The organism is Deferrisoma sp. (assembly GCF_054681715.1).
Genome location: NZ_BAAHFQ010000005.1, coordinates 1 through 14,421, shown reverse-complemented (window position 1 = coordinate 14,421; position 14,421 = coordinate 1). Strand labels below are relative to the sequence as shown.

Here is a 14,421-nt window from a genome sequence, read left to right as displayed (position 1 = left end):
GCAAACCGGGCCGCGCGGGAAGCCCCTTGACACGGCGGGGGCGTTATGGGATTTTACCGTCCGGTAAGTAAGCGACGGGGCGCGGGGCGGCCTCCCCACCGAGACCCGGGCCGTGGGGTTGTCGCGGCTCGATCGCCGCTCCCCCAACGGTCCGACAAGGGCAACGAAGGAGGTCGGATCGGCTCTCGGCCGCCCGGCCCTTCCACCCCCCAGCGAGGCGATCCGTGGCTCAACCCGTTACCCGGGAAGACCGGCGGGAACAGATCTTCGCGGTGGGCGCGCGGCTCTTCGCCCGGCGGGGCTACGAGCGCACCACGCTCCAGGACGTGGCCGACGCCCTGGGGGTCACGAAACCCGCCTTTTACTACTACTACCGGTCGAAGGAGGATCTCCTCTACGAGATCCTCTCGTTCTCCATGGACCGGGTCACCGAGGACATCGAGGCGGCCCTGGCCCTGGACGCGCCCCCCGAGGAGCGCGTGCGGGAGTGGATCCGCCGGTACGTCGGGTTCTTTACCTCCCATCCCAACGAACTGACCCTCCTTTCGACGGCGGTGGACGCCGTGGGCCCCGAGCGCCGCGAGGAGCTCAAGGCCCGCCAGCGCCGGTACCTCGCCATGGCCCGGCGCCTGGTGGCCGGGGTGAAGGACCCCGCGGCCGGGCTCGACGACACGGTCACGGCCTTCGCGCTCCTGGGGATGATGAACTGGATCTTCCAGTGGTACCGGCCCGACGGTCCGGTGGACCCCGAGGCCCTGGCCGGCCATTTCTACCGGATCTTCGTCCACGGGGTGGCCCCCCGGTGGGAGACGACACGAGGAGGTGCGCCGTGACCCAGTTCGCCCTCACGCCCGAGCAGCGGGACATCCAGCAGGCCGCCCGGGAGTTCGCCCAGAACGAGTTCCCCAAATACGCCCGGGAGGCGGACGAGAAGGAGGAGTGCCCCAAACACCTCTACCGCCAGGCCGCGGACCTGGGGTTCCAGGGGATCTTCTTCCCCGAGGAGTACGGGGGCGCCGGGCTCGGGTACCTGGAGTTCTGCCTGGTGGTGGAGGAGTTCTGGCGGGCCGATCCCGGGCTCGGCCAGGCGCTGGGGTCGGTGGTGTTCGGCTCGGATCTTCTCCTCCTCTACGGCACCGAGGAGCAAAAGCGCCGGTACCTCCCGCCGCTCACCACGGGCGAGGCCATCATGGGCGCGGCCATCACCGAACCCGACGCCGGAAGCGACATCTCGGCCGCCCGCACCACCGCCGTCCTGGACGGCGACGAGTGGGTGATCTCGGGCACCAAGATGTTCATCACCAACGGCACCCTGGCCGACTTCCTCATCGTGTACTGCCTCACCGAACCCCACGCCCCCGACCGCCACAGGCGCCATTCCTGCATCCTCGTGGAAACCGACCGGCCCGGGTACAAGGCCCAGAAGCTCAAGCGCAAGATGGGCATCCGGGCCTCGGACACGGCCGAGGTGGTGCTCGACGAGGTGCGGGTGCCGGCCTCGAACCTGATCGGGACCCGGGGCGAGGGGTTCCGCCAGTTCATGGAGTTCTTCAACCGCACCCGGCTCCACGTGGCGGCCCAGGGCATCGGGGTGGCCCAGGGGGCGCTCGACCGGGCCGTGCGCCACGTGCGTACCCGGGAGCAGTTCGGCCGGCCCCTGGGGGCGTTCCAGGGGGTGCAGTTCAAGGTGGCCGAGATGGCGACCCGCATCGAGGCGGCCCGGAGCCTCCTCTACCGGGCGGCGGCCCTGGTGGACGCCGGCACGGTGGACCACAAGCTCATCGCCATGGCGAAGTGGCTCGCCGGCGAGACCGGGGTGCGGGTGACCGACGAGGCCCTCCAGCTCCACGGCGGCTACGGGTACCTGGCGGAAAACGACGTGGAGCGCCTGTACCGCGACGCCAAGATCGTGGAGATCTACGAGGGCACGAAGGAGGTGGAGAAGCAGATCGTGGCCCGCGGGGTCATCGGGCGGCTCGGGGAGTGAGGATTCGATCGTGCCCAAGCTCCGAGACATCGAAGGCGTTCCCCTGGCCGAGCGGTTCGAACTGGCCGCCTGCCTCCAGTGCGGCCGGTGCACCGGCGGGTGCCCGGTGGGGCTGCGCTCGCCCCTGAACTCCCGGCGGCTCCTCTACGAGGCCCTCCTCCGGGAGGACGGCGAGACGCTCGTGGAGCGCGAGGAGGTGTGGGACTGCACGGCCTGCCGCACCTGCGCCGACCGGTGCCCCCGGGGCATCGACCCGGTGGGCGTGATCCGGTCGATCCGCACCCTCAAGATCGAGGAGGGCCGGATCCCCCAGACCGTGATGGACGCCCTGGAGTCGGCCCTCAAGCACGGAAACCCCTGGGGCCGGTCCCGCCGCAAGCGCGTCGAGTGGGCCGAGGGGCTCGGGGTGCCGAGCCTGGAGGAGGGGGACGAGGCGCCGAACCTCTGGTTCGTGGGATGCACCCCGGCCTACGAGCCCCGGTGCCAGGGGGCGGCCCGGGCGTTGGCCGGGGTGCTTTCGGCCGCCGGGTATCCGTTCACGACCCTGGGCGCCGAGGAGACGTGCTGCGGGAGCGAGATCCTGCGGCTCGGGGAGCTGGGGCTCTTCGAGGAGCTCGCCGAGGCGAACCGGGCGCTCTTCGATGAGGTGGGGCCCGAGGCGATCCTGACCACCTCGCCCCACTGCATGAACGCGTTCCGGAACGATTACGCCCCGGAGCTCCCCGCCGAGCACTACGCCCAGGTGCTCGCCCGGCTCGCCGGGGAGGGGCGGATCCCGTTCCGGCGCGAGGTGCCCCTGCGGGCCGTGTTCCACGACCCCTGCTACCTGGGGAAGCAAAACGGGATCTACGACGAGCCCCGGGCCGTGGTGGACGCCGTACCCGGCGTGGAACGCCTGGAGTTCGACCGCTCCCGGGAGCGGAGCCTGTGCTGCGAGGGTGGAGGGGGGCGCATGTGGCTCGAGGGCCTGGGGGAGGGGGAGCGAAACGCCCAGCGCCGGGTGCGCGACGCCGTGGAGCTCGGGGCCCAGGCCGTGGTCACGGCCTGCCCGTTTTGCCTGTTGACCCTGGAGGACGCCCGGAAGACCACGGGCCTGGAGGAGGCCCTCGAGATCGTGGACCTGGCCGAGCTCGTGTGGCGCTCGGTCGTCCCGGACGAAGACGCGTCCATCGAGGGGTGAGCGGGGGCCGAACCGGGATCGAAACCACGGAGGACACGGAGACCACGGAGAAGGGGTGAGGCGGGTTTTCGCTTTTTTTGCTTCCCAGCTTCCCAGCTTTCTAGCTTTCCAGCCTCAACAAGGAGCCACCCATGAACCTAGCCGTGTTCGTCAAGCACGTGCCCGACGCGGCGGAGGCCGATCTTCGGATCGCCGACGGCGGCCGCGCGGTGCGCACCGAGGATCTCCCCTTCCAGATGAACGAGTGGGACCGGTTCGCCCTGGAGGAGGCCGCCCGGCTCAAGGAGGCCGCCGGCGGCACCCTCACCGCGTACCTGATCGGGCCCGAGGCCCACGAGGATTCCCTGCGGCGGTGCCTGGCCGTGGGGGCCGACCGGGCCGTGCGCATCTGGGACGAGGGGTTCACCGAAATGGGGCCCGCGGCCGTCGTCGAGGCCCTGGCCAAGGCCGCCGAGGCCGAGGGGTACGATCTGCTCCTCTTTGGCGCCCAGGCCGCGGACGACGGCTACGCCGCGGTGGGCCCGGGCGTGGCCGCCCGCCTGGGACTGCCCTGGGCCGCGTTGGTGTGCCGGCTGGAGCTCGGGGAGGGCCGGATCGTGTGCGACCGGGAGCTCGAGGCCGGGTGGCTCGAGCGGGTGGAACTGCGGCTTCCGGCCGTGGTGACCATCCAGACCGGCATCAACGAGCCCCGGTACGTGTCGATCCTGGGGATCCGCAAGGCCCGGTCGAAGCCGCTGGAGGTGAAGGCCCCGGCCGACCTGGGCCTCGACCCGGCCGCCCTGGAACGGGCCGGGAGGCTGCTCACGGTCGAGGCGCTCGAGCCCCCGCCCCCGGGCCGGGAGGCCGAGATCCTCGAGGGCAGCCCGGCCGAGGTGGCCCGGCGGGCGGTGGAGATTCTCCGGGAGAAGGGAGGTGTGCTGTGAGCGTCTGGGTGGTGGTGGAGCACCGAAACGGCGAGGTCCGGGAGGTCACGGCCGAGCTCGCGGCGGCGGCGCGGGGCCTGGGCCTCGGCCCGGTCACCGGGTTCGTGCTCGGGGGGCCGGGGGAGACCGAGGGGCCGGCCGCCGCCCTGCCGGGCGGGTTCGACCGGGTGGTGCGGATCGAACACGAAACGCTCCGGGGCGGGAACGCCCCGGCCGTGGTGGAGGCCCTGGGGCGCCGGGCCGCGGCCGAGGGGCCGCGTCTCATCCTCGGCGCCCACTCGGCCGCCGGCATGGACTGGGCCCCGGCCCTGGCCGCGCGGCTCGGAGCGCCGCTTGCGACCGACGTCACGGCCCTGGGGACGGACGACGCCGGGTTCTCCGCGACCCGCACGGTGTACGCCGGGAAGCTCCAGGCCCGGGTGCGGCTGGCCGGCGCCCCCACCGCCGTGGTCACGCTGCGCCCCGGGGCGTTCGCCCCGGCCGAGGGGAGGGAAGCCGGCGCCGCCGAAGCCGCCACGGAAGACCTCCCGGCCGACCTCGGCCGACGGTTCGTGGAGTGGGTGCAGGAGGCCGCCGGCGAGGTGGACATCACCCAGGCCGACGTGCTCGTGAGCGTGGGCCGGGGGATCGGCGACCCCGAGGACCTGGACGTGGCCCGGGAGCTCGCCGAGGCCCTGGGAGCGACGCTTTCGTGCTCCCGGCCGGTGGTGGACCTGGGGTGGCTCCCCAAGGAGCGCCAGGTGGGCATCTCCGGGAAGACCGTCAAACCCAAGGTCTACATCGCGCTCGGCATTTCCGGCGCGTTCCAGCACGTGACAGCCATGAAGGACTCGGGGCTCATCCTGGCGGTGAACAAGGACCCCAAGGCCCCCATCTTCCGGGTGGCCCACTACGGCATCGTGGGCGATCTGTTCAAGGTGGTCCCCGAGCTCACGAAGGCCGTGCGGGAGGCCCGGGGGTGAAGAATCGTCCCGGGGCCGAGGGCGCGGCGGTTGGCCGAGCGGCGGTGCGAGCCGCCGGCCTCCCCGCTTTGCCGGTGCGTGGGTGTGGGGGCTCGGCCTTCGCTGACGCCCTCGCAGGGGCCGCCTCGGTTCGGTCCGCTGCGGCGCGTGAGGGCACGCGCCGCGGCCGCTCCCCTGCACCGGGCGGCCCGGGCTGCTCGGGCGTCGCGCTCCGACCAAGCCCCCACACCCACCCGGCGGCCGCCCGGTTCCCCCTGCGTGCCCCCCCCTCGGCGCGGCGTTCGGGTTTTCCTGTCGGTGGGGACCGCGGTAGGGGGAGCGCCGGGTGGCTGGTGCCCCCATCCTCCGTGCCCTCCGTGTTCTCCGTGGTTTCCCCCACGCCCGTCCTCCTGGGAGGGTAGCCGTGCCCCGGGTCCTCGTGGTGGGCGCCGGCATCGCCGGCATCCAGGCCGCCCTCGATCTCGCCGAGGCCGGGGTCGAGGTGGTGCTCGTGGAGCGCGAGGACTACGTGGGCGGCAACATGGCCCGGCTCGACAAGACCTTCCCCACCCTGGACTGCTCGTCGTGCACCCTGACGCCCCGCACCTCGGAGGTGGGCCGCCACCCCCGGGTGCGCATCTGGACCCGGGCCGAGCTCGTGGGCCTGGAGGAGCGGGGCGGCGGGTTCGCGGCGCGGGTCCGGGTGGGGCCCCGGTACGTGGACCCGGAGCGGTGCGTGGCCTGCGGCCGGTGCGCCGAGGCCTGCCGGCTGGCCGGCCGCGTGCCCCGGGCGTTCGACCTGGGCCGCTCCCGGGGCGCGGCCATCGATCTCGCCTTTCCCCAGGCCGTCCCCGCCGCCTACGCCGTGAACCCCGGGGCCTGCCTCCAGCTCACTCGGGGCCGGTGCGGCCGCGACGGGCCCCGGTGCGTCGCGGCCTGCGACGTGGACGCGATCCGCCTCGACGAGGCCCAACGGGTCGAGGAGCTCGAGGTCGGCGCGGTGATCGCGGCTGCCGGGTACCGGCTGTACCGGCCCGACGCCCCGGGGGAGGGCCGGCCCGAACTCGGGTACGGCCGGTACCCCGGGGTCATCACGAACCTGGAACTGGAGCGGATGCTCTCGGCCTCCGGGCCCACGGGCGGCGAGGTGGAGGTGGAGGGCCGGCCGCCGGCCCGGGTGGCGTTTCTCCAGTGCGTGGGGTCCCGCGACCGCACCACCGGCGCGGCCTACTGCTCCCGGGTGTGCTGCATGGCGAGCCTGAAGCAGGCCCTCCTGCTCCGGGAAAAGCTCCCGGAGGCCGAGATCACGGTGCTCTACATGGACCTCCGCTGCTTCGGAAAGGGCTACGAGGAGTTCCTGGAGCGGGCCCAGCGGGCCGGGGTGCTGACCCGCCGGGGGAACCCCTCCGAGGTGGTCCGGGGCGGCGGGGGGCTCCGGGTCCGGTTCGAAGACACCCTCCTCGGCCGGGCCGAGGAGCTCCCGGCCGACCTCGTGGTGCTGGCGGCCGGGCTCCGGCCGGCCGAGGGGTTGGCCGATCTGGCCGGGGTCCTGGGGGTGGCGGTGGGGCCCGACGGGTTCCTGGAGCCCGCCGACCGGCGCGACCCGGCCGTGGCGGCCCGGCCCGGGGTGTTTTTGGCCGGGGCGTGCCTGGGGCCCATGGACATCCCCGACGCCGTGGCCTCGGGGTCGGCCGCGGCCGGCGCGGCCCTGGCCCACCTGGTCCGCAGGGGGGCGGCGTGAGCCGGCGGGTGGCCGTGTACCTGTGCCACTGCGGCCGCAACATCGCGGCCCACGTGGACCTGGCCGAGGTGGCCCGCCGCGCCGGCGCCGAGCCCGGGGTGGTGTTGGTCCGGGACTACCCCTACCTGTGCTCCAAGCCGGGCCAGGATCTCATTCGGGCCGACCTCGAGGCCGGCCGGGCCGACCGGGTGGTGGTGGCGGCCTGCTCCCCCCGGATGCACGAGCCGACGTTCCGCCGGGTGCTCGCCGAGGCCGGCCGGAACCCGCACCTGCTGCACCACGTGAACGTGCGGGAGCAGTGCGCCTGGGTCCACCCCGACCGGGCCGCGGCCACGGCCAAGGCGGCCGATCTGGTGGCGGCCGGGGCCGCCCGGGTGCGCCGCCACGAGCCGCTCCGGGCCTCGGAGGCCCCGGTGGAGCGCCGCTGCCTGGTGGTGGGCGGCGGACCGGCCGGGCTCGCGGCCGCCGACACCCTGGCGACGGCCGGGGTCGAGGTGGTGCTCGTGGAGGCGGCCGACCGCCTCGGCGGACGGGCGGCGGATCTGGGCCGGGCGTTCCCCGGGGGCGGCGAGGTGGGGCCCTGGCTCGGGGAGATCACCGGGCGGGTCCTGGGGAGCCCGCGCACCCGGGTGTGGCTCCGGAGCCGGGTGGTGGCGGTGGAGGGGGTGCCCGGGGCGTTCCGGGCCCGGATCGAGACGCCGGAGGGCCCCAGGGAAGAGACGGTCGGGGCCCTCGTGGTGGCGACGGGGTACGACCTCTACCGGCCCGACGATCCGGACGAGGGCCGCCCGGAGCTGGGGTGCGGCGCGGTGCCCGGGGTCGTGACCCAGGCGGAGTTCGAGGAGGTCCTGCGGCGGACCGAGGGGCCGGTGGCGGTGGGCGGCCGGCCGGTGGGCCGGGCCGTGTTCGTGCAGTGCGTGGGTTCCCGCGACCGCACGGCCGGGGCGTTCCACTGTTCCCGGGTGTGCTGCATGGTCAGCGTGCGCCAGGCCAGGGACCTGCGGGCCCGGAACCCGGAGGCCGGGGTGGAGGTGCTCTACATGGATCTCCGGGCCTACGCCCGGGGCGCCGAGGAGGACTACGAGACGGCCGGCCGCGAGGGGGTGGTGTTCCGGCGGGGCGGGGTGTCCGAGGTGTTCCGGCGGGGGAACCGGGCCGTGGTGCGCTGGGAGGACACGCTGCTGGGCCAGGCCCAGGAGACCGAGGCCGATCTCGTGGTCCTGGCCTGCGGGGCCCGGCCCCGGGCCGACGCCGGGGACGTGGGCCGGGCCCTGGGGCTCGCCCGGGGGCCCGACGGGTTCTTCCTGGAGGCCCACGTGAAGCTCCGGCCGGTGGAGGCCGCGGCGGCCGGCCTGTTTCTGGCCGGGGCCTGCCTCGGGCCGCGCACCCTGGACGAGGCCGTGGCCTCGGGCCGGGCCGCGGCCGCCCGGGCCCTCACCCTTCTCCTCCGGGGCCGGATGCCCCTCGACCCCCAGGTGGCCGTGGTCGACCCGGACCGGTGCGCCGGGTGCGGCACCTGCGAGGCGGTGTGTCCGGCCGGGGCGGTCCGGCCCTCCGGGCCCTCGCGGGTTCGCCGGGTGGAGCCCGGCGCCTGCCGGGGCTGCGGGGCCTGTGCCGCGGCCTGCCCCTCCCACGCGGTGGTGCTCCTCCACCACCGGGACGACCAGATCCTCGCCGAGTTGGATGCCTGCCTGGCCGAAAACCGGTTGGCCCCGGGCGGGCCGGCCGTGGTAGAGTGAATTTTTACCGATCCTCCCGGCCGGAACGCCCATGCCCCAGACGTTCGCCTGCGACCCCCAGGTCCTGGAACCCCTGATCCGGCTCACCTCGTCCCTGGCGGCCGCCCGTTCGGCCGCCGAGGTGGCCCGGTGCGCCGTGGAGGTGCTGGGGGAGATGGGGTTCGGGCCGGTGGGCGTGTTCCGGGCCGCCCGGGACGGGGCGGCGCCGGAGCCCGTGGCCGCAAGCCCCGGCGCGGAGATCCCGCTCCCCGATCCCGAGGCGGACTCCGGCGCGGACCCGGCGGGACCCGACCGGGTCCGGTACCGCACCCCGGCCCGGAGCCACGACCGGGCCGTGGGGTGGGTGGTGGCCGAGGGGCCCGAGGCCCCCTGGGCCGGATCCGCGGTGCGGGTGGTGGCCGACTGCGTGGCCCTGGCCTTCGAAAACGAGGCCCTCCACGAGGCCAACGAGGCCCGGGTGCGGCAGCTGCTGGCCGTGCAGCGGGTGGGCCGGGAGATGACCTCCACCCTGGACCTGGAGCGGCTGCTGCGGATGGTGGTGGGGGAGGCGGCCGGCCTCACGGGCGCCGACGCCGGGGCGGTGTACCTGCGGGTGCCCGGATCCGAACGGCTGGCGCTCGCCGCCTGGACGGGCCGGCAGCCCGCCCGCCGCGAGGTGGAGGTGGGGTACGGCATCCCGGGCTGGGTGGCCCGGGAGGGGCGGCCGCTCCGGGTGGTGGACCGGGGCCGGCCCGACGCCCCGGTGGCCGAGCGGCGAAACCACCTGGCCGTGCCGCTCCTGAGCGAGGGGGAGACCCTGGGGGTTCTCGCCCTGGAGGCCCGTGGCCCGAACCCCTTCACCCCGACCCACGAGGAGATCCTCTCGATCTTCGCGGCCCAGGCGGCCAAGGCCATCGAGGCCACCCAGTTCTTCCGCCAGATCCGGGAGGAGAGGGATCTGCGGGACGCCATTCTCTCGGTGACCCCCAACGGGGTCGTGGCCCTGGACGCGCGGCGGCGGGTGGTGCTCATGAACCCGGCGGCCCGGCGGCTCCTGGAGGTGCGGGAGCCCCCCGAGGGGAACCCGGTGGAGCGGTACCTGGGGCCGGCGCCCGTGCTCGAGGCCCTGGGGCGGATCGTGGAAGGGGACTCCGACCTGGAGCAGGTGCCGGTGGACCTGGGTTCGGGCCCGGGCCTGCGCCACCTGCTCGTCAGCATGGTGCCCATGGGCGAGGCGCCGCCCCGGGGGGCCACGGTGATCGTGCAGGACCTGACCGAGCGGCGGAGGCTCGACGAGCGGGTCCAGCGCATGGCACGGCTCGCCTCGATCGGCCAGCTCGCGGCCGGCATCGCCCACGAGATCCGAAACCCCCTGACCGGCATGGCGATCAGCCTCGACGTGCTCGCGGAGGAGCCGGGGTTGGGCGAGGGCGGCCGGGGCCTGGTGGCCGACATGCACGCCGAGATCGACCGGCTGGAGGCCCTGATCCGGGGCCTTTTGGACTTTGCCCGGCCCCAGCCGGTGGAGGCCCGGCCCATGCGGATGGCCAAGGCCCTGGAATGGCACCGCACCTTTGAGAAGCAGTGCGGCCGCAAGGGGGTGCGGTTCGCCCTCGACCTGGGGCCGAACCCGAAGATCCAGGGCGACCCGGAAAAGCTCAAGCAGCTCTTCCTGAACCTGGCGATCAACGCCCTGGAGGTGACCCCCGAGGGCGGGGAGATCCGGATCGGGGTGGCCCGGGCGGGGGACGACTGGGTGCGGGTGACGGTGGAGGACACCGGGCCCGGCATGGACGCCGAAACCCTGTCCCACGCCTTCGACCCGTTTTTCACCACCAAGAACGAGGGCACGGGGCTGGGGCTCTCCATCGCCCACAGCATCGTGGAGCAGCACGGGGGCCGGATCGACGTGGAATCCGAGCCCGGCCGGGGCACCCGGTTCACCGTGGACCTGCCGGCCCACGGCGCGGCCGCGGGGCGGGAAGGCGGGGATTGAACCACGGAGGACACGGAGGACACGGAGGGGGACTGTTGCGGTTTGGGACCCCCCCTGGCCCCGTGCGGAGGCCGTACGGCGCGAGGACGTGACCGGGGCGCTTTTCCGCGTGGGCATGGGGCCTGCTTCCGGCCGGGCGCGAGTGCCGGCACCGGATCCGCCGCGCAGGGCAATCCCGTGGGCGACGGTTCCATGCCCTTGGCCCCCGGACAAGCGGGTTGGTGGTCCGGGCGCGATCGGCACCGCGCGGCGTTCGAAGGAGGCCGCACCCGGCTCTCCAGCAGACCCCATGCCCGCGGGCCATCGGCGGTGCCACCGGGGTCGCCGCGATCCGGGCCGAAGGCCCGCGTACCGGGACCGGAGTTCGAAAGACCGAAACCGGGAGGGGAGGACCGACGGAAGGTCGCGAAGGGGGCCGAGCGGTCGGACGATTCACGAATTCACGATTCACGGCAGTGGAGCCGTCAAGCCGCCAAGCCTCCTAGCTTCCCAGCCTCCCAGCTTCCCAGCTTTTCACCATCGGAGTCTCCCATGGCCGATCGCATTTTGATCGTGGACGACGAGGCCCTCATCCGGAAATCCTTGGGCCAGATGCTCGGGCACAAGGGGTACGACGTGGTCACGGCCGCGAGCGCGGCCGAGGCCCGCAAGGTGTTCGCCCCCGGCGAGTTCGCCCTGGCCCTCCTGGATCTTCGGCTCCCCGACGCGTCGGGCATCGACCTCCTGCGGGAGTTCAAAGCGGCCCAGCCCGATCTCCTGGTCATCATGATGACCGCCTACGGCAGCGTGGAGACCGCCGTGGAGGCCATGCGGCTCGGGGCCTACGACTACGTGAACAAGCCGTTCAAGTCCCGGGAGATCGAGGTCATCGTCCGGCTCGCCCTGGAGGCCCGGCACCTCAAGCGCGAGGTCAAGGAGCTCCGGGAGGAGGCCCTGGGCGCCACGGGCCTGGGGAACCTGGTGGCCCGCGACCCGGCCATGCTCCGGGTGCTCGACATGGTGCGCAAGGTCGCCCAGAACCCGGACGTGACCGTGCTGATCCAGGGGGAGAGCGGCACCGGCAAGGAGATGATCGCCCGGGCCATCCACGCCGAGAGCCCCCGGGCCGACGAGCCCTTCGTGGGGATCAACTGCGCCGCGATTCCCGGGAACCTCCTGGAGAGCGAGCTCTTCGGATACGAAAAGGGCGCGTTCACCGACGCCAAGGCCCGCAAGATCGGGCTCATCGAGCGGGCCCAGGGGGGCACCCTGTTCCTGGACGAGATCGGCGACATGGACGTGGGGCTCCAGGCCAAGCTCCTGCGGGTCCTGGAGGAGCGCAAGATCCGCCGGGTGGGGGGCTTGGACGAGGTGGCCGTGGACGTACGGATCCTCGCCGCCACCAACCAGGACCTGGAGGAGAAGCGCCGCAACGGCGCGTTCCGGGAGGACCTCTACTACCGGCTCAAGATCATCCACATCGACATCCCGCCCCTCCGGGACCGGAAGGCCGACATCCTGCCCCTGGCCCTGCACTTCATCCAGGACGCGAACCGCCGGTTCCACAAGAACGTCCAGGGGTTCTCGCCCCAGGCCGAGGAACTGCTGCTGGCCTACCGCTGGCCCGGGAACGTCCGGGAGCTCAAGAACACCATCGAGCGGATCCTGATCCTGGAGGACACCGACTGGATCCGGCCCGAGCACCTGCCGCCCGAGATCCTCCGGGGCCGGCCCCCCGAGGAGGGCGGGGTGTGGATCCCCCAGGAGGTGGAGATCCTGCGGGGCATCTCCTACGACCGGGTCATGGACGACGTGGCCCGGTACCTGATCGGGGAGGCCCTGCGGCTCGCCGGGGGCAACAAGGCCCAGGCCGCCCGGCTCCTCGATATGGACCGGGGCACCCTGCGCTACCAGATCAAGCGCCTGGGGATCGAGGCGTGATCCGGCCGCCGGTGGAGGCCCTGGGCGATCCCGCCCGGGTGGTGGAAACGGTGCTCGGGTGCCGGCCCGAAGACGTGGCCCCCCGGGTGGTGGTGACCCCCTTCGTGCCGCTCTCGTCGTTTCGGCGCCACGCCCCCGAGCCCCTGGCCGACCTCAATCCCCGGTTCTTCTTCCAGGGCTTCACCGCCGCGTTCGAGGGGGTGCCCGTGACCGTGGTCCACACCGGGGTGGGCCCGACCCGGGTCGGCGACTGCCTGGGCGCCCTGGCCCTCACCCCGGCCCGGCGGGTGCTCTTCGTGGGGGCCGTGGGCGGACTGGGGGACGATCTCGCCCTGGGCGACTGGTTTCTGCCCACGGCCGTGGCCGACGGCGAAGGGTACACCCGGTACGTGCGCGAGGGGTTCGGGGCCGTGGTGGCGGGGGCCGAGCCGGTCCCGGTGCCGGAGCCCCCGGGGCTCGGGCCGTTCCTGGAGGACCGGGGCGGCCGGGTGGCCCGGGGCCCGGTGTTCACCGTGGGCCCCATCACCTTCGAGTCCGAGGAGAATCTGCGGCTCCTCGCCGCCCGCGGGTACCGGGCCATCGAGATGGAGCTTTCGGCCTTCTACGCCGCCGCGGCGGCCCTGGGGCTCGAGCCCGCCTGCCTGACCTACGTGAGCGACCTTCCCCTTCGCAGCTCGCTCTGGGCCGAGAAGACCCCGGCCGAAACCGAGGCCCTGCGCGCGGCCTGGCGGGCCGCCCCCCGGTTCGCCCTGGAATGGCTTTGCGGCCAAGGGGAGGGATGATCCCGGTGCGGGAATTCCCTGAAGGAAATGGGTGCCGAGGTGGAAGGGGGCTCTTCGTGTTCACCCGGAGAGCCGCTGCTCGATGGCCTTCTTGTAGAAGAGGTAATGGCCGGTCGTGGCGAACCGGCCGCAGTGCTCACGCCGGAAGGCCTCGTCCAGGAAGAGCCGGGTCACGAACACCTCGTACTCGAGTCCGGACCGGCGCGCCTCGAGGATGCGCCGGCGCACCTCGGCCAGCGGGTTCGGGTACTGGGAGCTGTCGATGACCTGCATGCCCCAGGTGATGCGGTAGCCGGCGGGCGAGTCAGGGCCGGCGTCCCGGCGCTCGATCACGAGGCCCGTGGGCCGAAGACCCAGCGCCCGGACCCGGCTCAGGTGGTCCTGGGTGGCCGTGAACGCCCGGCAGGTGCCCTCGAAGATGACGGTGTGCACGCGCAGAACGTCGGCGAGCGCCTTCCCCTCCACCGGGCTTCCCGGCTGGGCCGCCACGTCGGGGAACACGTTCTCCAGAAAGTGGAGGAGCTTCGCCAGGAGGTAGGGCTGGGGGTCGGCGGGGGCCTCCCAGTGGCTCAGGTTCCCCGCCTCGTCCACCACGAACACCCGGTCCCGGTCCCCCTCCCGGAGCACGAACAGGTCCAGAATCCCGTGGTGGGCCTCGTCGAGGAGGGTCGCGATGAGGGCGAGATCCCCGGCCTGGCGTTCCACCCGGGTCTCCACCCGGCCGAACGGGCCCACGGCCCCGAGGATCCGGAGGAGATCCTCGCGGCCGAACGCCGTGCGGTGGGCGATCTGGTCGGGGCCGGTCTGGTCCAGCACCGAGTAGCCGCCCTCGGCCCCGCAGACGTATCTCCGTCGGGTTTCGGCGGGAAGCCCGGAGGCCAACCACCGGGCCACGTCCGGAAGCCGTCGGTCGAGGGGGAGGGCGAGGCGGTGCCCCCCCACCTTGGGGCTCGGCGCGTACACCCGCAGGCGCTCGGGGGCCCCCCGCTCCCGGAGGTAGGGCACGAAGGCCTCGTCCATGAGCCCCGCGTAGGCGCCGGGGCCGGTCCAGGTGCGGTAGAACACCTCCCCCCACGAGGTGGCCCACACCACGGCGAACCCCCCGGCGGATCCGGGTTCGCCGAGCACCACCAGGTCCTCGGTGCGGGGAGGCCGGAGCAGGGTGGGGGCGTCGGGCGACCGGGCCCGCACCCGGGCGAGCACCTCGGTCACCAGGCGGGCCGCGGGCTCGAG

At 73.8% G+C, this 14,421-nt stretch carries 11 protein-coding genes; 10 read left to right on the top strand and 1 reads right to left on the bottom strand.

Translation table 11 applies throughout. The annotated features are described in order from the left end of the window. Positions 1-224 precede the first annotated feature (224 nt). From ACY0I8_RS01585 to ACY0I8_RS01540, 10 genes are all read left to right on the top strand, one after another. The gene (locus ACY0I8_RS01585) at positions 225-833 is read left to right on the top strand and encodes a TetR/AcrR family transcriptional regulator (protein ID WP_461393284.1); all 609 of its coding nucleotides are present in this window, start codon (positions 225-227) and stop codon (positions 831-833) included. After that, positions 830-1,987 (top strand): acyl-CoA dehydrogenase family protein, encoded by a 1,158-nt coding sequence (locus ACY0I8_RS01580; protein WP_461393283.1) that lies wholly within the window; start codon positions 830-832, stop codon positions 1,985-1,987. The genes ACY0I8_RS01585 and ACY0I8_RS01580 overlap by 4 nt, the downstream gene beginning before the upstream one ends. A gap of 10 nt (positions 1,988-1,997) precedes the next feature. Next, a complete protein-coding gene (locus ACY0I8_RS01575; RefSeq protein WP_461393282.1) occupies positions 1,998-3,167 on the top strand; it encodes a (Fe-S)-binding protein in 1,170 nt (389 codons plus the stop codon). A 131-nt stretch (positions 3,168-3,298) separates the two neighbouring features. Next, positions 3,299-4,090 (top strand): electron transfer flavoprotein subunit beta/FixA family protein, encoded by a 792-nt coding sequence (locus ACY0I8_RS01570; RefSeq protein WP_461393281.1) that lies wholly within the window; start codon positions 3,299-3,301, stop codon positions 4,088-4,090. Then, complete coding sequence (locus ACY0I8_RS01565; protein WP_461393280.1) at positions 4,087-5,052, top strand: electron transfer flavoprotein subunit alpha/FixB family protein; 966 nt, start codon at positions 4,087-4,089, stop codon at positions 5,050-5,052. Before ACY0I8_RS01570 ends, ACY0I8_RS01565 begins: the two co-directional genes overlap by 4 nt. A 403-nt stretch (positions 5,053-5,455) precedes the next feature. Next, positions 5,456-6,772 (top strand): FAD-dependent oxidoreductase, encoded by a 1,317-nt coding sequence (locus ACY0I8_RS01560; RefSeq protein ID WP_461393279.1) that lies wholly within the window; start codon positions 5,456-5,458, stop codon positions 6,770-6,772. Beyond that, complete coding sequence (locus ACY0I8_RS01555; RefSeq protein WP_461393278.1) at positions 6,769-8,511, top strand: CoB--CoM heterodisulfide reductase iron-sulfur subunit A family protein; 1,743 nt, start codon at positions 6,769-6,771, stop codon at positions 8,509-8,511. The genes ACY0I8_RS01560 and ACY0I8_RS01555 overlap by 4 nt, the downstream gene beginning before the upstream one ends. A 31-nt stretch (positions 8,512-8,542) precedes the next feature. Beyond that, positions 8,543-10,486 carry an ATP-binding protein gene (locus tag ACY0I8_RS01550; RefSeq protein ID WP_461393277.1) on the top strand — a complete coding sequence of 648 codons (1,944 nt, stop codon included), beginning with the start codon at positions 8,543-8,545 and terminating at the stop codon, positions 10,484-10,486. A 531-nt stretch (positions 10,487-11,017) separates the two neighbouring features. Then, positions 11,018-12,406: a sigma-54-dependent transcriptional regulator gene (locus tag ACY0I8_RS01545; protein WP_459940248.1), complete on the top strand. Its 1,389-nt coding sequence runs from the start codon at positions 11,018-11,020 to the stop codon at positions 12,404-12,406. Continuing rightward, positions 12,403-13,188: a phosphorylase family protein gene (locus ACY0I8_RS01540; RefSeq protein WP_461393276.1), complete on the top strand. Its 786-nt coding sequence runs from the start codon at positions 12,403-12,405 to the stop codon at positions 13,186-13,188. Before ACY0I8_RS01545 ends, ACY0I8_RS01540 begins: the two co-directional genes overlap by 4 nt. Before the next feature lie 60 nt (positions 13,189-13,248). Here ACY0I8_RS01540 and ACY0I8_RS01535 read toward each other — a convergent pair. Beyond that, on the bottom strand, positions 13,249-14,421 hold a 1,173-nt coding region (locus ACY0I8_RS01535), incomplete at its 5' end, for a hypothetical protein (protein WP_461393275.1).